The organism is Ferruginivarius sediminum (assembly GCF_003344765.1).
Lineage (GTDB): Bacteria > Pseudomonadota > Alphaproteobacteria > Kiloniellales > Rhodovibrionaceae > Ferruginivarius > Ferruginivarius sediminum.
Map to the genome: position 1 here is coordinate 41,198 of NZ_QPMH01000018.1, position 20,251 is coordinate 61,448.

The window sequence follows — 20,251 nt, forward strand, 5'->3', positions numbered from 1 at the left end:
CTTACGCACTTGCCCGTGCCGGGACGACCACGCTCTTGCGCGGGCGCCCGGCCTCCTGGGTCCGCAGGAAAGTCTCGCGCCGCGTGCCCCGCAGCCGGCCGGACAGATACGTCCAAAGATCGCGGACCTCCTGCGCCGACTTGCTTTGCGGATTGAGTTCCCCGACGACGCGGCCGTCGATCATGCTGGCGGCGAAGTCGGTGCGTTGGTGCATCGTCGTGGGCGCGACCGTACCGTGCTGCGACAGCGCGACCGCCGCCTCGCCGGTGATGCGGGCCCGCATCGTGGCCGCGTTGACGACGAACACCAACGGCTTGCCGCAGGCTTCGACCAGTTCCACCGTGGCCCCCGCCGCGCGCAGATCGTGCGGGCTGGGCCGCGTCGGGATGGCGACGAGATCCGACACCGCGATCACCTGTTCGATCGTGTCGGTGATCGCTGGCGGCGTGTCGATGATGACAAGCTCCATCCCCATCTGTTCGAGCGCATCGAGATCCGCGCGCAAATGTCCGACGGCGGTGTGAACGAACTCCGGCATCGCCGAATCGCGTGCGTTCCACCAATCGGCAAGGCTGCCCTGTGGATCGGTGTCGATCAGCGCAACCCTTTCCGCCCCGCTCTGCGCGGCTTGCACGGCCAAGTGCCCGGCCAGGGTCGTCTTGCCCGATCCGCCCTTTTGCGAGGCAAAGGTCAACACATGCATGCTGTCCTGCTCCTGTTGCTGTCGCCGGCCACGCCTCCGGCCCTCACTTCGGTCGAATTCGACGGAAAATCGCTGGTCATTCGCGCCGTATGCATAAATTGTTTTACGATATTTACTTTTAACACATTCCTTTGTCTCTACTTCGATATGCCAATTAGTTCTGAACAATCGGTTAATTACAACTAACAACACGAAACTGCAGACTAACATCCACAAATTGTTAAGGATTAACGCGCATGATCCAGGCCAGCCATAGGGGTCCGTGCGATCCCACGGCCGGCTCAGGGCCGGCGGCGATGCAGACTTCGAGAGGGCAACGACGCCGATGAAACGCAAGATGCTGTCGCAAGGACGCTGCCTCGCGGCTGTCGCCGCCGTTCTGGTGCTGGGCGGCTGCGCAGCGACGGGCACACCCAAGCCGCAGACGCAAGTCAGCGAAACAGCCTCGCTGCCCGAACTGATGCGCTTGGCGGAGCGAAGCCGCGAGGCCGGCAACGCAAGCGTGGCGGCCGATATCTACGAAAAGGCGGCCGAGAAATATCCCGATGCCGCGGAGCCGTTCATCGGCCTGGGTCACGCCGCCCGCTCCGCGGGCCAGTCGCGGCGGGCCACCACGGCTTTCCGGGAGGCATTGAAGCGCAATCCGGACTCGCTGGCCGCGCGTTATGGACTCGGTCAGTCTCTGCTGGACGGCGACCGGCTTGCCGCCGCAATCGAGCAGTTCGATGTTCTGATCGACGCGGGCACGAGGGACCACCGCCCCTATCTGTCGAAGGGTGTGGCGCTCGACTTGCTCGACCGCCACAAGGAAGCGCAGGCCACCTACCGCGCTGGACTCGAACACATGCCGGAGAGCGTGGCGCTGAAGAACAACCTCGGGCTGTCGCTTGCATTGAGCAAGGACTATCGGAAGGCCATGCGCACGCTGGAAGCAGTGGTGCGCGATCCCACCGCGCCCGCTCGCGCCCGGCAGAACCTGGCCCTTGTGTATGGCATGGCCGGCGACATGCAGCGCGCGGCCGCGACCGCCGGCGAGGACCTGTCGCCTCAGACCGTGGAGCGCAACCTCGCCTACTACCGCGCGCTTCAGGGCCTTCGCGGCGAGAACGGCCAGGGTGCCAGGGAGACCGGGGCAGAGCCGACCGCGCGTCGTACGTCCGAGCCTCGGAGCATCGACACGGCTGAGGCGGCGGATGACGCCGACAACCCGCTCCCACCGGACGGCAAGCCGATCCAGCTTGCCGCCGCCGTTGCCATGCCTTCGCAAGGGCCGGATCGGGCCAAGGCAAACAGCGCGGAGATGTCCGGGCAGGACGATGATGCGGCCGAGATGGCGCCTGCCTCTGCTTCTGAAACCGATACCGTCGCGGACGAAGAGAAACCGGCGATGGCGGACACGGCGGAGACGGGTGCGGCAGGCGCCTCCCAGGCATCCGAGACATCGGCGAAGCCGGAGCCCGAGCCGGAATCCACGAAGCCAGCGCAGGTTGCCCGCCTCAGCGAGCCGTCGGAAGACGGCAAAACCGCCCAGGCTGACACCCCGGACACCGAGGCACAGGCATCCGAACAACCCGCCAAGCCAGCGACTGTAAACGAGGAGTCTCAGACTGCTGGTACAACGACGGCGGAGGCCGTGCGCAAACAGTTGAGCGCAACACCGCAGCAGGATTCGGGTGACGCCAAGCGAGCCTACTGGGCGCAGTTCGCATCCTTCTCCACGCCAGAGTCGGGCAAGGCGGAATGGCGGCGCCTGCAGAAGCAGTACCCGGAACTCATCGCGGGCCTGCCGATGTCACTGCAATCGGCCGAACTGCCCGAAAAGGGTACGTTCTACCGGGTGCGCACCGGCCCGTTCGACGCCAAGCAGGCGCCCGACCGCCTGTGCGAAGCACTGGCCGAGAAGGGTCAGGGATGTCTGGTCGTGCAGCGGTAACATCGCGGAGACGAGCGCCATGAGCGTGATGAGCGTAATCGGCACCGAGCCCCGGCAGGACGACGTGCTGCGCCTGCTGGAGACCCGGATGGCCTGCCTTCTGGTCGACCGACCGGGCACCGAGTCCCTGCGCCGCCACCTCTTCGTTCTGCGCGAAAAGCTGGCCAACGAGACGATCGACCGGGCCACCCTGGCGCAAGTGGAGGCAACGGTCCGCGAACTCCGCCCCGCCGGCGTGAAGCCCGCCTCAACCCAGAGCGAGCCGCAGACACTGGCGAGCCGCCTTGTCGGCGAGGCCACAAGCCGCGCCCTCGTCGGCGCCACCGGCCTCTCCGCCCTCACCCTGCTGGCACTCCAGGTCGCGGGCTGAGACGGGAAGTGGACGGCGGCAGCGACATCTCGAACGAAAAAAGCCCCGGTCGGATGGCCGGGGCTTTTCGCATGTGATTGGTCGGGGAGACTGGATTCGAACCAACGACCTCCGCCTCCCGAAGGCGGCGCTCTACCAGGCTGAGCTACTCCCCGTCAGCGGCGCCGTATATAGCGGTTCAGCGGCGCGATGGCAATGGGGCCGCGTGCGATTCTTACAGCTTTTGCGGGCCGGTCATTTCCCCGCATGCCGGGGCGGCTTCCGATTAGTTGCAGCGACCGATCGAGCCTTCACGGCAGACGTATTCGCCGTTGGTCCAGGTGGCCCCCGAGAGATCGGCGCCGGTGAAGTCAGTTTCCCGGAGTTGCGCGTCGGTCAGGTCCACGCCGCGCATGTTGGCCCCATAGAACTCGGAACTTCTGAGGTCCGCGTTTACGAACGACGCACCCTCCAGGTCCGCGCGAGAGAAGTCCACCTGGAAAAGCTGGGCGCCGTCGAAGTTGACGTTCCGCAGGGTGGCGCTGAGAAACTTCGTGCGATAGGCCTCCACCTCCGAGAGGTCGCTGCCGGTGAGATCGGCGCGGATGAAGGAAGCGCCGCGCAGGCGCGCCCCGGAAAGCCGGACGTCGCTCATGTCCATGCGATCGAACGTGCAGTCCTGGTAGTTCACCCCCGGTATCGGCGGGTCCGTGCAATCGGCCGCCGCTGGTCCCGCCAGCATGCCGAGCGCCACCCCGACAGCAACCAGCGCACTGCGGCGCACAGTGTGCATTGCTCGCATAGTGGGGCTCAAGCCTGCTGCCTCGCCGGAACCTTGATGACCCTGCCCGCCTGTTGCGGCCAGTCCAGTTTGCCGTGGGTCGCCTCCACCTGCGCCAAGCGTTGCTGCACGGCGTCCGGCATGACCCCGACGCGGCGGGTGTTGAGATCGACATAGAGAATCAGCCATTCGCTTGTCGCGGCAAGGTAGCCTTCCCCGGCGTGATACATCTCGTGGAACAGGTGGACGCGCTTCGGGTCGAAAGCCAGAAGCCGCGTGGCGATGCGAAGCGGGTCCCCCTCGCCCACCTCGCGGACATAGGTGACATGCGAATCCGCGGCGAAGACAGAGCCGCCCGTGGCCTCGCGGTGGGCGTCGTCCAGTCCGACATAGGCCAGGAAGGCGTCCGTGGCATGGTCGAAGGCGAGCACGTAATAGGCCACGTTCATGTGGCCATTGTAGTCGATCCACTCCGGACGCACGGATTCGCGGTGAAGATCCAGCGGGGCGGGCTCGCTCATCTATCGTCCTGCCGACTGTCCGTTTTCGACCACCATTCGGATAAGGACGATAGAGCATTGGCGCCGTGCGGCAAACCCGATAGCGTTGTTGCGACCACTGAATTCTTCACGATTGCCCGGCTTCCGCCATGCGACTGATTGCCAGCGTCGACGCCCTGCTCGGGTTCCTGGGCGCGCACGCCACCCGCGTCCTGTTCGTCGGCATCTTTCTTGGGCTCGCCGTGCCGCCGCTGGCCGCCATCGTCCGCCCGGCCCTGACGCCGAGCGTCCTTATCATGATGAGCGCACTGTTGCTTCGCATCGACTGGTCGGAGATGGCCGAGTACGCGCGGCGGCCAATGCTGGCCACGATCCTCACGGCCTGGCTGCTACTGGGTGCGCCACTGGCGATGTGGCTCGTGCTGGGGCCAGTGCGGCCACCGGAGGCGCTTGGCACCGCCATGGTATTGATGGCCGCCGCGCCGCCGATCCTCACCTCGGCAGCCATTGCGGTGCTGCTGGGCCTGGACGGGGCGCTTGCCATCGTCACCGGACTCGCCGCGACTCTGCTGGTACCATTCACCCTTCCCCCGCTGGCCCTCTTGCTGCTTGGCCTCGACCTGCAGATCGGTGCAGCCGCGTTCTCCCTCCGCCTTGGCGCAATCGTGCTGCCGGCGTTCTCTGCGGCGGCTCTGATCCGCAGGCTTGCCGGCAACCAGCGTGTCGCCGCTCATGCCAGACAGATCGACGGCATTGTCGTGGCTGCAATGCTGGTCTTTGCAATCGGCGTTATGAACGGTGTCACGGAGACACTTATCGAACGGCCCAGCGTCGTGGCACTATGGCTATTCGCATCCTTCGTCGCGAATCCAGGCTTGCAGCTAGTGGGTATCCTGGCCTTTTCCTGGCTTGGCCGGAAGGGCGCGCTCACCGTCGGCCTCCTCTCGGGAAACTGCAACATGGGCTTGCTACTTGCAACCATGCCGGCCGACAGCGAATTCGACGTGCTGCTGTTCTTCGCCGTGGGGCAGTTTCCAATCTTCATGTTGCCGGCCATCTTGCTCCCGATCTACCGGAAAATCCTGACTTGATCCAGCTAGTGCTCTGATAAATCTGGTTTTCTTGATTGCCAGTGCAAAGCGGGACAAATTGAGGCATTTCTGCAACAGACTGTGCCGGACACGTCTCACGCACGGCTTGTTAACTGGTTTCAAACGGACCCTTGTGCTAAGTGCTGCTGATTGGCCAAGGCCGTGTTCGCGATCCAATTGCGCGAATGCATATAGCTGGAATCCGCCTCCTGCGCACTCGTCGGTATACGGGCATCGGCGTGCTCAAAAAGGGGGTGGAAAGACGTAGTGGCGGCACCGCGCTCGTGCGAAGGGGTTTGCGGCGCGGGCATCCTGATGGTGAAGACTGGGGGGCTGCCTCAGAGGGGGGTCTATGCCTGGAGGGATCGACGGTTCGAAGCTTGGGCGGGCGCTGGCGACGGTCTTTGTGTCTGTTGCACTGGCGGCCTGCGCCGCGAATGGCGAGCAGACGGAAGAGGAGGAACTGTTCGGTTACGAAGAGCCGAACGACCCGCTCGAAACCCCCAATCGGTTCGTGTTCGCGTTCAACGACGCCGTCGATTTCGCCGTCATCAAGCCGGCGGCCTCGACGTATCGCTTCCTGCTTCCGCAAGAATTCAGGGATCTCGTACGCAACTTCGCGCGCCATGTCGGGTTGCCCGTCGTTATCGCGAACCATCTACTCCAGGGTCAGTGGGACCGTGCGGAGGATTCGGCCGCACGTCTGCTCGTGAACACCGTGACGCTCGGCCTTGGCGACCTTGTGCCGGAGCGCCACCCCTACCATCGCGAGGACTTTGGGCAGACACTGGCGGTCTGGGGCGTTGACGACGGCTTCTACCTGGTGCTGCCGATCCTGGGGCCGTCGAGCGCACGTGACGGCACCGGCAAACTGGTTGACATCTTCCTCGACCCGTTGACCTATGTCGATGGTGCGACGACTTTCAGTCTTGCCACCAGGGCCGCGGAGGGTGTCGACTTCCGCGCCCGGAATATCGAGACGCTGGAAGAGATCAGGCGGGATTCGGTGGACTTCTACGCCCGGATGCGCAGTCTATATTACCAGCGCCGCCGGGCGCAGATCGAAAACGGCGACGTCGAAACACCGGCCTTCCCGGGATATTCCGAACAGACAACACCGGGCGAGACCGCCGAACTGGAGAACTAGGCGATGCAAGCACCGGGCTTCGCCCGACGAGCAGTGGCAAAGGCGCTGCTCCTGAGCATGGTCATGGCCGCGCCGCTTACCTTGTCAAGCCAATCGGTTGCCGCTGCGAATGCCCAGAACGAGGGCGCGGCCGATTTCATCCGCACCCTTGGCCAGCAGGCAATCGCGGAGCTGGGCGACAAGAGCATTCCTTACAACGAGCGGGTGGATCAATTCAGCAACCTCCTCAACGACGGCTTTGCAATGGATGCGATCAGCCGCTTCGTGCTGGGCCGTTACTGGCGTGTCGCCAGCGATGAGGAGAAACAGGCCTTCCGCAAAACCTTCGAGCGCGTGGTCATGCAGCGCTTCCTGCCGTTGTTCGAGGGCTATTCGAACGACGACTTCGTGGTCGAGGGCGCCAAACAGGACCCGCGCAATCCGGACTTCTACCTCGTGGACAGCCGGATTGCCCAGCCCGGCGACAAGGGCGGAATGGTCAAGGCTGGATGGCGCGTGCGCCACAAAAGCTCCGACTTCGAGATCGTCGATGTATTGGCGGAGGGTGTGAGCATGGCGATCACGCTTCGCAGCGAATACACCTCGGTGATCAAGCGTAACGGCGGCCGGGTCAGCGCGCTTACCGACATCCTGGAGCGCAAGCTGGACCAGGGCGCCTTCAAACCCGAGAGCGCGCAGGGCGTGGTTCAGTAGCAAGCTTTCCCTGGAATGCCAGCTTAGCCCGCTCACAGGTCACACTGAATGCAAATGCGAAAGGCCCGCCGGTATCGCCAGCGGGCCTTCAATTTCTCGTCCGGCAGCCAGGATGGCCGTCCCCGCCACACCCCGTGATACGGCCTAGCGTTCGAGACGCTTGTACTTGATCCGATGCGGCTGCACGGCCTCCGCACCGAACCGGCGGATGCGGTCGGCCTCGAAGTCCTGGTAGTTGCCCTGGAACCACTCCACCTGGCTGTCGCCCTCGAAGGCCAGGATGTGAGTGGCGATGCGGTCGAGGAACCAGCGGTCATGGCTGATAATGAGCGCACAGCCAGGGAAGTCCAATAGCGCCTCTTCCAGCGCGCGCATAGTGTCGACATCCAGGTCGTTCGTCGGCTCGTCGAGCAGCAGGACGTTGGCGCCGGACTTCACGATTTTCGCCAGATGCACCCGGTTGCGCTCACCGCCCGAAAGCGTGCCAACCTGCTTTTGCTGGTCGCGGCCCTTGAAGTTGAAGGCACCGACATAGGCGCGCGAGTTGATCTGCTTTTTGCCCAGATCGATCACGTCCTGGCCGTCGGAGATTTCCTCCCAAACGCTGTGCTTCGGGTTCAGCGTCTCACGCGACTGATCGACATAGCCGAGCTTGACGGTGTCGCCGACCCGCAAGGTGCCGCCATCCGGCTGCTCCTGTCCGGAAATCATGCGGAACAGCGTCGTCTTGCCGGCGCCGTTGGGGCCGATGATGCCGACGATCGCCCCCGGAGGCACCTTGAATGAAAGCTCGTCGATCAGCAGCGTGTTACCGAAGCCCTTGCGCAGGTTCTCGGCCTCGATCACCAGATCGCCCAGGCGCGGCGGCGTCGGAAAGACGATGCGCCCGCTTTCCGGGGCCTGACTTGCCTGCTGCTGGAGAAGTTGCTCGTAAGAGTTGAGGCGGGCCTTCGACTTGGCCTGCCGCCCCTTGGGGGAGGATCGCACCCATTCCAGCTCGTGCGCCAGTGCCTTCTGCCGCGCGCCCTCTTCCTTTTCCTCCTGCGCCAGGCGCTTCTGCTTCTGCTCCAGCCAGGCGGAGTAATTGCCCTTGAACGGAATGCCCTGACCGCGATCGAGTTCCAGGATCCAGCCGGCCACGTTGTCGAGGAAATAGCGGTCGTGGGTGACACACACGACCGTTCCCTCGTACTCCTCCAGATAGCGCTCCAGCCAGGCGACCGATTCGGCGTCCAGGTGGTTCGTCGGCTCGTCGAGAAGCAGCAGGTCCGGTTTCTGCAACAGCAGCCGGCACAGCGCGACGCGCCTGCGCTCGCCACCCGAAAGACGCGTAACGTCCGCCTCGCCGGGCGGGCAGCGCAGGGCGTCCATCGCGATCTCGATCTTGCGGTCGATGTCCCAGGCGTCGGCCGCGTCGATCTTCTCCTGCAACTCCGCCTGCTCGGCGATGAGTTGGTCCATCTCATCGGGGGAGATATCCTCGGCGAAGCGCGCGCTCACCTGCTCGAACCGCTCCACCAGTTCCTTGATCTCGCCCAGACCCTCGGTGACGTTGCCCGCAACGTCCTTGCTGGGATCGAGTTCAGGTTCCTGCGACAGATAGCCGACCCTGGCACCTTTGGCCGCCCAGGCCTCGCCGTTATATTCCTGATCCAGCCCGGCCATGATCTTCATCAGCGTCGACTTGCCGGCGCCGTTCAGACCCAGCACGCCGATCTTCGCGCCCGGCAGGAACGACAACCAGATATCCTTCAGGACCTCGCGTCCGCCGGGAAAGATCTTGGTCAGACCCTTCATTACATAAACGTACTGATAGGAAGCCATTGCGGGCTGCGTCCTCGTCGTTGTGCGATGATTTGTGCGGAAAGTGGGGCGCCGCGAGGCCATCGCGGCCGGCGCCATACCATTTGCACGCGCCGTGTTCTAGCAAGCCCCGCCATGGAACGCAAAGTCCGTGCGTCGGCACGCCTTACCAGCCGGAATCCCGCTGCATCTTCACCAGATCCCGGCGGCTTTCGGCCAGCGCCCGGGCGGCGCCCAGCGTTGCGGCGTTCCGGTCGTGGAGCAACGGCAGCATCCGGATGAACACCTGTGCCGTCACCAGGCAGTCGCCAAGAGCGGTGTGGCGACCCTGGACGTCGACGCCGAACGCCTCCGCCAACGCTTCCAGGCGCAGATCCTCCTGCTCGGGCATCAGCGCGCCGGCCAGCAGCAGGGTGTCCAGCATAGGCGGCGGCTGCCAATCCAGACCCCAGCGCCGGCATTCGCGGTCCAGCACGCCGACGTCGAAGCCCACGTTGTGGCCGAGCAGCACCGCCCCCTGCATCATCGAGCGCAGGTCGCCGAAGGCATCCGGAAAGGGCGAGGCGTCGGCCACCATGTCGTCGGTGATGCCATGCACGGCCGTGGAGCGCGCCGGGACCGCGACGCCCGGACGGACCAGACGATCCATCGTCACGCTGCGATATACCTTCGCCCCGTGCAGGCGGACCGCGCCGATGGAAACGATGCGCGCCTCCTCGACATCGAGGCCGGTCGTCTCGGTATCGACCACAACAATTGCGAGGTCGTCCAGCGGGCTGTCGTCGCCCACATCGCCAGGTGACGGCGGCCTATCGTGCAGGTCAAGGGCGTGTTCCAGCTCGAAGGCGTACTCTGCCGCCTCATCCGCCGCGAAGGACAGGACAGCCCCGCCGTGCGTCCCGAAGGGCGCGACTCGCGCGGAAAGGGCAACGCCGTCCACCGTTGTCAGCTCCGCGTCCACGGGCCGCTCGTTTCGTTCGGCAAGGCGTACGGCTTCCAGTACGCTCGGACGGTCGAGCGCGGCGAACACGGAGGTGCCGACGCGTACGCGCTCGGCCCCCAGAAGGCCCTTGGCCCCGGCGTTCACCAGACTGACTTGGCCACTTTCCGTTATCACCACGATGGCCTCGCCGACGGCGGCCAACGCCGCATGAAGGCGTTCGTCCGGCAAGGCCCGAATGCGGGCGTAGCGGGCGGAGAGGTCGCCCAGAGCCAGCCACAGCCGCTCCATTTCCCGCCCGCACTCGCCGGTCGGCTGCACGGGCAGCACGGCGTTCTCGTCGCCGGCAAGAGTGACGATGGCACCGCGTACGCGTTCGACCTGGCGGAAGTGGCGGCGGATCAGGGTCGCCGCCGTTAGCAACGCCCCAACGCCCACCAGGAGCGCGGCGGCAAGGACCACCTCCGGCAAGCCGGGCCGCGCTCCTGGATCGAACGCCACGCCAGCATACAGCCCGGCAAGCGCCAGCACGCCGATTCCCGCCAACGCCAGAAGGACGTAGAACAGTTTCAGTCGCTCAGCCGGCATCCTTTATCGCCCTGCATGAGGTCCATGCCGCCCATGCTAGAAGACGTCGGCGGTCATTTCGCTGTGCATGCGCTTCCGCAGTGCCTCGATCGCGTGGAAGGAATCCTTCAGGATGTCCCGCTCGCGTTCGGATAACGCATCCGGGTGAACATAGTTGCCGACGCTGCGCCCGGCCTTGAAGTCAGCAATCTGCTGACGCAGCAGCAGGAAGGTGATGTGCCGGTAGGCGCCGCGCAGATAATCCGCCTCGTCCGAGCCGAGGACGTCTCTCTCCCGCAACTTGTCGATACGCACCAGGGTCGGGGTTTCCACGATGCCCTCGCGCAGGGCCATCATGCGCACGTTCTGGACCAGTGGCAGCGTGCCTGTGTGCTTCAGGTTGATCTCGCCGCGATGCTCCGGCTTGTCCTTCTCGGTGATAAATCGCCCGAACCAGCCAAGAGCCACTGCCTGATCACCGGTATGGCTATGCACATCGCGCAGGAAGCCGGGGCTGCGCCGAAGCACGTCCACGACCGCCCGGCGCAGGTCGGCGGCCATATCGATGCGCCCGTAAAGCGGCTGGAAGTCGAAAAAAATGTCGGAGAGCCGCACCGCGACGAAGCTGTGTTTGCGTCCCCACACCGCAAGTTGCTGGCGCCACTGGGAGATCGTCTTGCGCCACAACGGATTGACCGCCATGACATAGCCCTTGCACCAGGGAAAGCCGACGGCATCCAGGTCGCGGCACATTCGCTCCGCCAGCTCGCGGAACCAGGCGTCGATGCGGTTGTGTTCCTCGTCTGGATAGTCGGCCAGGATGAAGCCGTTGTCCTGGTCGGGATACAGAAAGTTCTCCCCGCGCCCGCCGGAGCCCATGATGATGGCGGCAAATTCCACTGGCGGCTTGCCCCAGCCCTCCGCCTCCATCCCGGCAATGCGCGCGTCGATGATCCGGCGGTGGATGTCCCGGTTGATATCGGTAAGTAGAGCCTGGATCTCCGGCGCCGGCACGTTGTCGGCCAGCAGTTCCCCCGCCACCTCGACCTCCGCCGCCTTCACCTCGCGCAAGCCGTCGAGCGTCCCTTCGTGGGAAATCCGCTCGATCAGGTGCACGGTCTGCTCCGCGGCGACCGCAAGCGCGGTATTGAGATCGATCACACCAAGCGGGCGCGCATCCCGGTCGGTCGCCGGCATATGACGCCAGCCGTACTGGCGCATTCGGGCAATCGCTGTATGGAGATAATCGTCGGCGTACACCGCACGTACGGGTGCGCTCATCACGTCGGCGACCGGCTCCTCGCCACGACAGCGCAGCGCGATGCGGCGGGTGACATCCTGCTCGGTGACGATACCCACCAGCCGCCCCTCGGCATCGGTTATCAGGGCGCTTGTCGACTTTGCCGCACCCATGGCACCCAGCATGTTGGCGATACTGGTGCCTTGCCCCAGGACGACGGGATGCCTTCGCATGTAATCGCGTACGAGGTGAGAGAATATCTTCGTCTGCGACTGCATCTGCGAACGCCCTTCTCCCGCGCTTCAATCGAACGTGCTCTCGGCGCCTACGCTTCCGGGTGCCGTTCGACATCGCGCCTGTTCCCGAACGAACGCCGCCGGATCGAACCCGGTTCCCTTCGAAAAGCACCCCGGCGGCTGACTTGCCGTGCGAAACGAGAGAGAGATTGGCACCGGACTGATTCGTTGTCCAATGCGTTCAGAAATGGTATTCAGTTATACTTAATTGTGCCGCGAAAGGCCGGCGTATGTCCGGGTGGGACTTGGCTTTTTGGCGATCCGGGCCACCCCGCCACTCGTTACATGCGCAGGTCCTTGCGGACCATGGCCCGTGTTCAGCACGGGCGGACGTGCCGTGAGGCGAACAACGACGCCGGGGAGGTATTTCGCGTGTCGCTATGCCAGCAGGTTGATGCGGTACGCATGGGCAGCACGCAAATGTTGCCGTCCGACACGGCGTCCAGGTATCGCGAACGCCAACAAGGCGGGGGCATCGCGCCCCCGCGCATTCGGAACTAAGGGGGCACGGCCTTGGAAACGAAAGTCATCTGGCTGTTTGTCTTCGTGATCCTGTACTGGGCGTATTGCATCTCCATGGGCATCAAGGGTGCACGTTCCGCCCGTACGGCAAGCGACTACTTCATCGCCGGGCGCCGCCTGTCGATGTGGGTCTTCATTCTGGCGGCAACAGCCACGTCCTTCTCGGGCTGGACCTTCATGGGTCACCCGGGACTCATCTACCGTGACGGCTTCCAGTACGCCTATGCGTCGTTCTATGCCATCACGATCCCGTTCACCGGCGTTATGTTCCTCAAACGCCAATGGATGATCGGCAAACGCTATGGCTATGTCACGCCGGGCGAGATGCTGTCGGCCTACTTCCGGGGCGATGCGATCCGCATCCTGACCGTGATCGTGGCGCTTCTGTTCTCGATCCCCTACCTGGGCCTGCAGCTTGGCGCGTCGGGCTACCTGTTCAACGTGCTGACGGACGATCTTGTAAGCCAGGACTTCGGCATGTGGCTGCTGTCGATTGTGGTGCTGGTCTACGTCGCCTCGGGCGGCCTGCGCGCGGTGGCGTATGTCGACACGGTGCAATGCGTCATGCTGGCGGCCGGAATCGTCATCATCGGCTTCATCGCTTACAGCTATACCGGCGGCTTCGGTGGATTGAACGAGAGCCTGGCCCTGCTCGGCCAGAACCCGGAGCTTGGCAGGTGGGGTGCCACGCCCGACGGCCACAACGCCTATCTGGCCATTCCGGGCGTGATCCAGTTCACTGCCGGCCTTGGGGTCGAGACGCCGACCGGCGGCCTGTGGACCGGCATCATGGTGCTGACCTACATGTTCGCGCTGATGGGCATCCAGTCGGCCCCCGCGTTCACCATGTGGGCCTTCGGCAACACCGACCCGCGCCCGTTCGCGCCGCAGCAGGTGTGGGCCTCGTCCTTCGCGATCGGGTTCATCCTGTTCTTCTTCACCGCCGCTCAGGGCATGGGTGCCCACTTCCTGGGCGCCAACCCGGCGGTGAACGAAGCCGGCCTGACCGACGCCACCATCCTGCCGGCCGACATCGCGCAGAACCCCGATAGCATCGTGCCGAATTATATCAACCTTATCGCCGACGCGGCGCCATGGTTGATGGGCATCCTGGCGGTCTGCGCGCTGGCGGCGATGCAGTCCACGGGTGCCGCTTACATGTCGACCGCCGGTTCGATGCTGACCCGCGATCTCTACAAGCGCTACCTCAAGCCCGGCGCGGGCCACGCGGAGCAGAAGCTGCTGGGCCGTATGGGCGTGGCGTTCATCGTGATCGCGGCGTTGCTGGTGGCCACCTTCTCCCGCGATGCGCTGGTGCTGCTGGGCGGTCTGGCGGTTGCCTTCGGCTTCCAGATGTGGCCGTCGCTGGCGTCGGTGTGCTGGTTCCCGTGGATCACCCGCCAGGGCGCGACACTTGGCCTGGCCGCCGGACTGCTCGCCGTGATCTTCACCGAGAGTTTCGGCATCAACATCGCCGGAGTTTTCGGTATCGAGCTGCCGTGGGGCCGCTGGCCGTGGACCATCCACTCCGCGGGTTGGGGCATCATATTCAACGTCGGCGTGCTCCTCATCGTCTCGGCCGTGACGCAGAACCAGAACGAGTACAAGCACCGCATGGAGTATCACAACTTCCTGCACGAGCATGCGGGGCTTAGTGACGAAAAGCGCAAGTTCATCCCGCTGGCGTGGATCGTCACCCTGGCCTGGCTGTTCTTCGGTATCGGGCCGGGTGCGGTTATCGGCAACACCATCTTCGGCGTGCCGAGCGACGCCAGCACCTGGACCTTCGGCATCCCGTCGATCTGGGCCTGGCAGATCCTGTTCTGGCTGCTTGGCGTCGGCATGATGTGGTTCCTGGCCTACTTCATGGAGATGTCCAAGGTGCCGCGCAAGGAGGTCGAGGTTCTGGTCGAGGACATCGGCGATATCGTGCAGCAGCCCACTCAGGGCGCCGGCCGCTGAGCCCTGCGCGAACTGTGAAGACGAAGACGGGGGAAGGGCTTGTCCCTTCCCCTGTTTTCTTTCTAGATTGGGGACTTAGGCGCCCCAATGCAGGCGGATAATGGCCGAGATTTTCACCGAGAAGTACCATCTGCTATGGGCGCTGCTACTGGCGGCGGCCTTGTTCTTTCCGGTGCGCCGGCTGATCTGGGTGCTGTCGGTGCGCCGGGTGCAGCGCTTGGAAGGCCAGGAAGCGGATCCCGAGCGACAGCGCGCGCTAATGCGCCGGGCGGGCGCCACGGCCGCCCTACTCTGCTTCCTCGTCGGCTACCTCTACACCTCGACCTGGTGGGGATCATGAACGGCGACGTCGTTCGGCGCTTTACCTATCTGGCAGGCACACTGCTGATCGTGGCGATGCTGGGCGCGCTGGTGTTCGGAGACTTCTTCGGCGCCGCACCCGGCGACTACTACGTGCAGAAGGGCGACCAGCGCCTATCCGAGGGTCAGTTCGACAAGGCGTTGAAGAACTTCGACCTCGCGCTGGAAGAGATGCCGAATCATCGCGGCGCCCTGATGGGCCGCGCCCTGGTATTCATCCAGCGCGAAGACTACGACAATGCGCTGGAGGAGCTGTCCTACCTGATCGATTTCCTGAACCGCACACTGCCGGAGGACACAAAGGAAGACCCCACCGGCTATGGCGTGCTGGCGGCGGCCTACGCCAACCGCGGCATCATTCACGACCGGCTGGGCAATCACCGCAAGGCGCTCGACGCCTATATCCAGGCACTGCGCACGGACGAGGAGGGAATCGACGGCCCCTCGATCTTCGACGAGGTACTCTACGGCTATCGTGCCGCAACGGTGCGCGACCGCGCGGAATACCTGGCCAGGGAGTTCGAGAAACCGCCTGAACAGCGCCTGTTGCGCCTGCCCGAGAAGGATGCCGATCAGCGGATGTACAAGCCGTGAGGCGCTGCCGGATACCTTGGCTAGAACCGCACCACGCCAAGCACATCCTGGAATAGCACGAGGCAGAAGAACACCGCCGCGATGCAGCCGAAAAGCAGGCGCACGAAATCGGTGTTGCCCTCATCGTCGCGATAACGGATGCCGTTCCAGGCGATGAAGCCGGTCACCGCCAGGAACACGATGTTGACAAGCTGCTCGTACTGACCGGCGAAATCGAACATGGCAGGGAGATTAGCTGCCCGCGCCGCGCCGCTCAACGCGGGAATGCAGGTGCCGCGCCCCCTGGCGGGCTACAAGCCGCGCATCCCCTCGCCTCGCCTGCCGGGCGGCTCGACGGCCGGCTGATCGCCGCCGCGCAGTTCTTCTTCCTCGAAGTAGGGCGGCAGAAGCTGCGTCGTGGTCGATTCTATGAATACGCTGAACCCGATTCCGCCACCAATCACCAGGACAACGACGAAGCTCGCCGCCAGGAACCGCCGCAATCCCGTTGGCAGCGGCGTGGCGTAGTCGTCGTCATAGCGGTGAAAACGCGGGTCGGTCTCGTCGATGGCGCCCTGCGCAGCCGCCTTCAGCACCTCGCGCGCATAGTGGCGTGCCCATGCCGGGACGTTGTTCTCAAGCATATACTGGCTGAACAGCGAATCGATCAGCCCCTCGGGCATATCGGTGCCGTGCCAGTGATGGTAGGCAAGCTGAAGAAACTGGAATTCCCCGACCTGAAGCTCGTTGGCCGCACGCGCAATTTCGGTGCGGCTCAAATCCTCTTCCCGCTCGGGATGGAGCAATATTTCGAACAACCTCATGCGCGCACCACCTTCAGTTCAATCATAAAAGTCTACGACGGCGGGCGCGGATTGGAAAGCCGCCAGGTCATCCTGCCAGGAATATCATTGTATGGCTCGCGGGCTTGACGGCGGCCGATCCGCACACCGGCTTGGTGTGCCGAGGGCATCAGGAATTGCCGTCTTCGCCGAATTCCTGGCGAATCGCCTGGGTATCTTCCCCAAGGGCGGGACAGTGGCCCAAAGTCTCCGTTAGCCAGGGCGCGGCGAGAGGCGGAGCCGGCATCCGCGCCGATTCGGCGTCGCCCACGCCGACCGAGACCTCCCTGTAAGCCGGGTGTGCCAGGACATCCTCTGGGGTATTCATGCGTCCGTAGGCTACGCGGGCGGCCTCCAGCCTGTCGATCAGCTCGGCCTCGCTGAGGGCGCCGGTAATCGACGCAATCGAGGCTTCCACTTCATCGCGATGCGACTTGCGTTTCGTATTGCTGGCGTACTCAGGACGCTCAGCCAATGCGGGGCTTCGCAGGACGTCCCGGCATAGCCGTTCCCATTCCCGCTCGTTTTGCACGGCAATGACCACCTCCTTGCCGTCGGCGACCGGAAACGCGCCGTAGGGCACGATAGAGGGATGGCGCATCCCCATATACGATGGCCCCTTGCCGTGGTAGCGGGCCTGAAGCAGCGGCACCGCCATCAGATCCGCCATGCTGGCGAACAGGGAAACGGAGAAATGATCCCCGGTTCCCGTCCGCTCCCGCCGGGCCAGCGCTTCCAGAATGCCGCCATAGGCGTTGATGCCGGTGAGGATGTCGGCAATGGATACGCCAACGCGGCCGCCGCCGCTGACGCTGGAGAAGCCACTCTCGGCCTGGATCAGCATGTCGTAGGCCCGCATGCCCTCCAAGGCATGGCCGCTGCCATAGCCCGAGATAGCGCAGACGATCAATCGCGGCGCCGCCTCCTTCAGGCTGGCACTATCGAAGCCCAGCCGGTCCACGGCCCCGGCGGACAGGTTCTGGACGAACACATCCGCCCTGGCCAGAAGCCGCCACATCAACGCCTTGTCGTCCGGATCCTTTAGGTCCAGGCAGATTGACTCCTTGCCATGATTGGCCCAGACGAAATACGTCGACTGTCCCTTCACGTAATCGTCGTAACCGCGGGCAAAGTCGCCCTCGGCCCGCTCCACCTTGATGACCCGAGCACCCGCAAGCGCCAGGCGCCGGGTGCAGACCGGCGCCGCCACGGCCTGCTCCAACGACACCACCAACGTGCCGTCGAGCGGCTTTGCTTCGCCGTCAGCCAGTAATTCCGACGCGGCCATTCCCTGCCCCCTCCAACTTAGAACGAACGCGGCAGCCCCAGGACGTGCTCGCCAAGGTAGGCGAGGATCAGGTTGGTGGAAACCGGTGCCACCTGATAGAGGCGGGTTTCCCGCAGCTTCCGCTCGATGTCGAAGGCCTTGGCGAAGCCATAGCCGCCGTGGGTTTGCAGGCAGGTATCCCCGGCCCGCCACGACACCTCCGAAGCCAGCAGCTTCGCCATGTTGGCCTCCGCGCCACAGTGCTCGCCAGTGTCGAAGCGGCGGGCGGCCTCGTGCGTCATCAGTTCGGCCGCCCGCATGTCGGCATAGGCCCGCGCAATCGGGAACTGGATGCCCTGATTTTGGCCGATGGGGCCGCCGAAGACCTGGCGGTCATTCGCATAGTTGGTGGCGCGCTCGATAAAGAACTTGGCATCGCCGATGCACTCGAAGGCGATCAGGATCCGCTCGGCGTTCATGCCGTCCAGGATATAGCGGAACCCCTTGCCTTCCTCGCCGACCAGCGCGTCCTCGGACACCTCCAGGTCGTCGAAGAACATCTCGGTCGTGTGATGGTTCATCATGGTTTCTATGGGGCGGATGGTCAGGCCGTTGCCTAGCGCCTCCCGGATATCCACCAGAAAGACGCTCAGCCCCTCCGTCTTGCGGGCGACCTCATTGCGCGGCGTAGTCCGCGCCAGCAACAGCAGCAGGTCCGAGTGCTCGGCTCGGCTGATCCAAACCTTCTGCCCGTTGATCACGTAGCGCCCGTCGCGCTTCTCGGCGAAGGTCGCGATGGAGGTCGTGTCGGTTCCGGCGGCCGGCTCGGTCACGCCAAAGGCCTGCAGCCGCAAACGGCCGTCCGCGATCTGCGGCAGGTACGCCTGCTTCTGCGCCTCCGAGCCGTGCCGCAACAGCGTTCCCATGGTATACATCTGCGCATGGCAGGCTCCCGGATGGCCGCCGGAGCGGGCAATCTCCTCAAGGATCACGCCCGCCGCCATCAACCCCAAACCCGAGCCGCCATAGGCCTCGGGAATCAGCGTGGCAAGGAAGCCCGCATCGGTCAGCGCCCTGACGAACTCCCGCGGATAGCCCCGGCCGGCGTCCAGCTCGCGCCAGTATTCGTTCGGAAACTCCGCGCACAGCCGCGACACGCTCTTGCGCACTTCCTCGATCACATCCATCGCTCGCCCTTTCCGTGCCTTGGGATTACGCACCTGCATTTTATCTCAACGCCGAATTGCCGCACGGACTCCGGCGTGATTCAGGACGCCTTCGGCATCACTCTTCCGCAGGAAAGCGTGTCGTCTTGACGCTAGGCCGTTCGCGCATGACCTGAAGCCAATCGGTAAGCTTGGGGCGCTTTACAAGCAACTCACGCCCCGTCGGTACCGCATTGAGATAGGCAAGCATCGGCAGCGCCCAGAGATCCGCCAAAGTCATGCTTTGTCCCAGCAGATACGGTGCGGCCGACAGGTCCATCAGGGCATCGAGCACGCGTTCCGCTCTGGCAACAGCCTCTCTATCGACCGGGTTTCGTACATTTCCTTCGTGCTGAGGCACGTAGATGCCCCATACGCAGGCCGGATAGGCATAGTTATCCATGCTCCGCATGATCTGGCGGGTTCGGGCCACTGAGCCAGGATCGGAAGGAACAAGGTCCTGCCCCGCCGATGTCAGTGCACTTGCGTATGCCGCGATCGCATCGGTCTCGTAGAGGCTGAAGCCATCGTGCTCCATGGCTGGGATCTTCATGAAGGGGTGCCGGGCAGCATAGTCACTTGGCACCTCCGCCGGGCGGAAGATATCCACCTCTTCAAGCTCATGTGGAATCCCCGATTCCAGCAGGACCAAGCGAGCAATACGCGTGTAAACGCTGTACCTTGCGCCGAATAGGCGTACTGGTCTCATGCCGATCCCAACTCCGGCTCCCGGAGGTTGTGAGAAATGATTGGACGAAGCAGCGTTCCGCTCATTTCTACCCCGAAGAAAAAGTGCCGAAAAGCAATTGTTCCAACAGGGCTAAAGGCGACGCCTGCTACCGGCAAACCTTTTTCGGAAGGCCGGGCTCCAGCCTCGTCGCGAGCGTGACATCCGGTCCGCTTGCCCAGGCGACGCCCACGACCTGCCGCTTGCCGTTCCGGCTGCGTACCACGGGGCCACCAGAGGTGCCGCCGGAAACGCGGCAGGCCAGCAGCAGCGTTCCGTCGTCGCCTGTACGCTTCACCGGGCAGGTTGCCCGCTGCAAAATCTGGTCGCGCGGTGCGCCATACCCCAGGACCTCCAGAACCTCACCATCGCGTGGAGGCTCACCGGCAATGGCAAGGCCGCCCACATTTGCGGCCCTGGCATCGCAGGCAATCGCCAGATCCGTTCCATCGCTGCCCCTGAACCGCTGGGGAGCAAGCTCGACATGGGCCGCCCAGTCACCGCGGTCGTAGGCTTCCAGAAAATGCATGCGGCCATTGGGCGGGACGTCGAGGCAGTGCCGGGCCGTCACCAGATGCCCGCCATCGACCACGAATGCAGAACAGTGCTGCATCCGCTTGTAACCGGCATAGTTCAGGCGGCCGACCTCCAGCGTGTCGGATAGCGCGGGTGTCCAGATCGCCAGTAGTGACGCCAGTCCAGCCATGGCCGCTAGCGCAGTGCGCATTCCGGTCGTCCTCTCCGCTTGGT

Annotated in this window: 20 protein-coding genes and 1 tRNA gene; 8 read left to right on the plus strand and 13 right to left on the minus strand. The window is 64.2% G+C overall.

Annotated features, from left to right (window positions below; genetic code table 11):
- Position 1: 1 nt before the first annotated feature.
- Positions 2–703, minus strand: coding sequence for a ParA family protein (locus tag DRB17_RS15695; protein ID WP_114583171.1), 702 nt, complete (start codon positions 701–703; stop codon positions 2–4).
- Between the two features lie 325 nt (positions 704–1,028).
- Here DRB17_RS15695 and DRB17_RS15700 point away from each other — a divergent pair, with 325 nt between their 5' ends.
- The gene (locus DRB17_RS15700) at positions 1,029–2,636 is read left to right on the plus strand and encodes an SPOR domain-containing protein (RefSeq protein ID WP_114583172.1); all 1,608 of its coding nucleotides are present in this window, start codon (positions 1,029–1,031) and stop codon (positions 2,634–2,636) included.
- 19 nt (positions 2,637–2,655) lie between these two features.
- Positions 2,656–3,006, plus strand: coding sequence for a hypothetical protein (locus DRB17_RS15705; protein WP_114583173.1), 351 nt, complete (start codon positions 2,656–2,658; stop codon positions 3,004–3,006).
- Between the two features lie 78 nt (positions 3,007–3,084).
- Here the strand turns inward: DRB17_RS15705 and DRB17_RS15710 are convergent.
- From DRB17_RS15710 to DRB17_RS15720, 3 genes are all read right to left on the minus strand, one after another.
- Positions 3,085–3,161 (minus strand) — tRNA-Pro (locus DRB17_RS15710).
- 110 nt (positions 3,162–3,271) lie between these two features.
- On the minus strand, positions 3,272–3,778 hold the full coding sequence (locus DRB17_RS15715; RefSeq protein WP_114583174.1) for a pentapeptide repeat-containing protein: 507 nt from the start codon (positions 3,776–3,778) through the stop codon (positions 3,272–3,274).
- A gap of 17 nt (positions 3,779–3,795) precedes the next feature.
- Positions 3,796–4,287, minus strand: coding sequence for a thioesterase family protein (locus tag DRB17_RS15720; RefSeq protein WP_114583175.1), 492 nt, complete (start codon positions 4,285–4,287; stop codon positions 3,796–3,798).
- Between the two features lie 128 nt (positions 4,288–4,415).
- On the opposite strand from DRB17_RS15720, the gene DRB17_RS15725 reads away from it, so the two are divergent.
- The 3 genes from DRB17_RS15725 to DRB17_RS15735 all read left to right on the plus strand — a co-directional run bounded on the left by DRB17_RS15725 (position 4,416) and on the right by DRB17_RS15735 (position 7,197).
- The gene (locus DRB17_RS15725) at positions 4,416–5,357 is read left to right on the plus strand and encodes a hypothetical protein (RefSeq protein ID WP_114583176.1); all 942 of its coding nucleotides are present in this window, start codon (positions 4,416–4,418) and stop codon (positions 5,355–5,357) included.
- Positions 5,358–5,709: 352 nt separating this feature from the next.
- Entirely contained in the window at positions 5,710–6,504 is a 795-nt protein-coding gene (locus tag DRB17_RS15730) for an MlaA family lipoprotein (RefSeq protein ID WP_114583177.1), read from the plus strand.
- A gap of 3 nt (positions 6,505–6,507) precedes the next feature.
- Entirely contained in the window at positions 6,508–7,197 is a 690-nt protein-coding gene (locus DRB17_RS15735; RefSeq protein ID WP_114583178.1) for an MlaC/ttg2D family ABC transporter substrate-binding protein, read from the plus strand.
- 144 nt (positions 7,198–7,341) lie between these two features.
- Here DRB17_RS15735 and ettA read toward each other — a convergent pair whose 3' ends face one another.
- From ettA to DRB17_RS15750, 3 genes are all read right to left on the minus strand, one after another.
- Entirely contained in the window at positions 7,342–9,021 is a 1,680-nt protein-coding gene (gene ettA, locus DRB17_RS15740) for an energy-dependent translational throttle protein EttA (protein ID WP_114583179.1), read from the minus strand.
- A gap of 145 nt (positions 9,022–9,166) precedes the next feature.
- Positions 9,167–10,528 carry a 3'-5' exonuclease gene (locus tag DRB17_RS15745; protein WP_114583180.1) on the minus strand — a complete coding sequence of 454 codons (1,362 nt, stop codon included), beginning with the start codon at positions 10,526–10,528 and terminating at the stop codon, positions 9,167–9,169.
- Positions 10,529–10,564: 36 nt separating this feature from the next.
- Positions 10,565–12,025 carry a putative nucleotidyltransferase substrate binding domain-containing protein gene (locus DRB17_RS15750; RefSeq protein ID WP_114583181.1) on the minus strand — a complete coding sequence of 487 codons (1,461 nt, stop codon included), beginning with the start codon at positions 12,023–12,025 and terminating at the stop codon, positions 10,565–10,567.
- A gap of 531 nt (positions 12,026–12,556) precedes the next feature.
- Here DRB17_RS15750 and DRB17_RS15755 point away from each other — a divergent pair.
- The 3 genes from DRB17_RS15755 to DRB17_RS15760 all read left to right on the plus strand — a co-directional run bounded on the left by DRB17_RS15755 (position 12,557) and on the right by DRB17_RS15760 (position 15,481).
- A complete protein-coding gene (locus tag DRB17_RS15755; protein ID WP_114583182.1) occupies positions 12,557–14,527 on the plus strand; it encodes a sodium:solute symporter family protein in 1,971 nt (656 codons plus the stop codon).
- A gap of 100 nt (positions 14,528–14,627) precedes the next feature.
- Entirely contained in the window at positions 14,628–14,867 is a 240-nt protein-coding gene (locus DRB17_RS20365; RefSeq protein WP_161958850.1) for a hypothetical protein, read from the plus strand.
- The gene (locus DRB17_RS15760) at positions 14,864–15,481 is read left to right on the plus strand and encodes a tetratricopeptide repeat protein (protein WP_161958851.1); all 618 of its coding nucleotides are present in this window, start codon (positions 14,864–14,866) and stop codon (positions 15,479–15,481) included. The genes DRB17_RS20365 and DRB17_RS15760 overlap by 4 nt, the downstream gene beginning before the upstream one ends.
- A gap of 20 nt (positions 15,482–15,501) precedes the next feature.
- Here the strand turns inward: DRB17_RS15760 and DRB17_RS15765 are convergent, their stop codons facing one another.
- The 6 genes from DRB17_RS15765 to DRB17_RS15790 form a co-directional block, all read right to left on the minus strand.
- Positions 15,502–15,702, minus strand: a complete 201-nt coding sequence (locus DRB17_RS15765) for a hypothetical protein (RefSeq protein WP_114583184.1) — start codon at positions 15,700–15,702, stop codon at positions 15,502–15,504.
- A 69-nt stretch (positions 15,703–15,771) separates the two neighbouring features.
- Entirely contained in the window at positions 15,772–16,284 is a 513-nt protein-coding gene (locus tag DRB17_RS15770; RefSeq protein ID WP_114583185.1) for a hypothetical protein, read from the minus strand.
- A gap of 148 nt (positions 16,285–16,432) precedes the next feature.
- Positions 16,433–17,590, minus strand: coding sequence for a CaiB/BaiF CoA transferase family protein (locus tag DRB17_RS15775; protein ID WP_114583186.1), 1,158 nt, complete (start codon positions 17,588–17,590; stop codon positions 16,433–16,435).
- 17 nt (positions 17,591–17,607) lie between these two features.
- A complete protein-coding gene (locus tag DRB17_RS15780; RefSeq protein ID WP_193725743.1) occupies positions 17,608–18,756 on the minus strand; it encodes an acyl-CoA dehydrogenase family protein in 1,149 nt (382 codons plus the stop codon).
- A gap of 97 nt (positions 18,757–18,853) precedes the next feature.
- The gene (locus tag DRB17_RS15785; protein ID WP_114583188.1) at positions 18,854–19,483 is read right to left on the minus strand and encodes a glutathione S-transferase family protein; all 630 of its coding nucleotides are present in this window, start codon (positions 19,481–19,483) and stop codon (positions 18,854–18,856) included.
- Positions 19,484–19,610: 127 nt separating this feature from the next.
- On the minus strand, positions 19,611–20,228 hold the full coding sequence (locus DRB17_RS15790) for a trypsin-like serine peptidase (protein WP_114583189.1): 618 nt from the start codon (positions 20,226–20,228) through the stop codon (positions 19,611–19,613).
- Between the last annotated feature and the right edge of the window lie 23 nt (positions 20,229–20,251).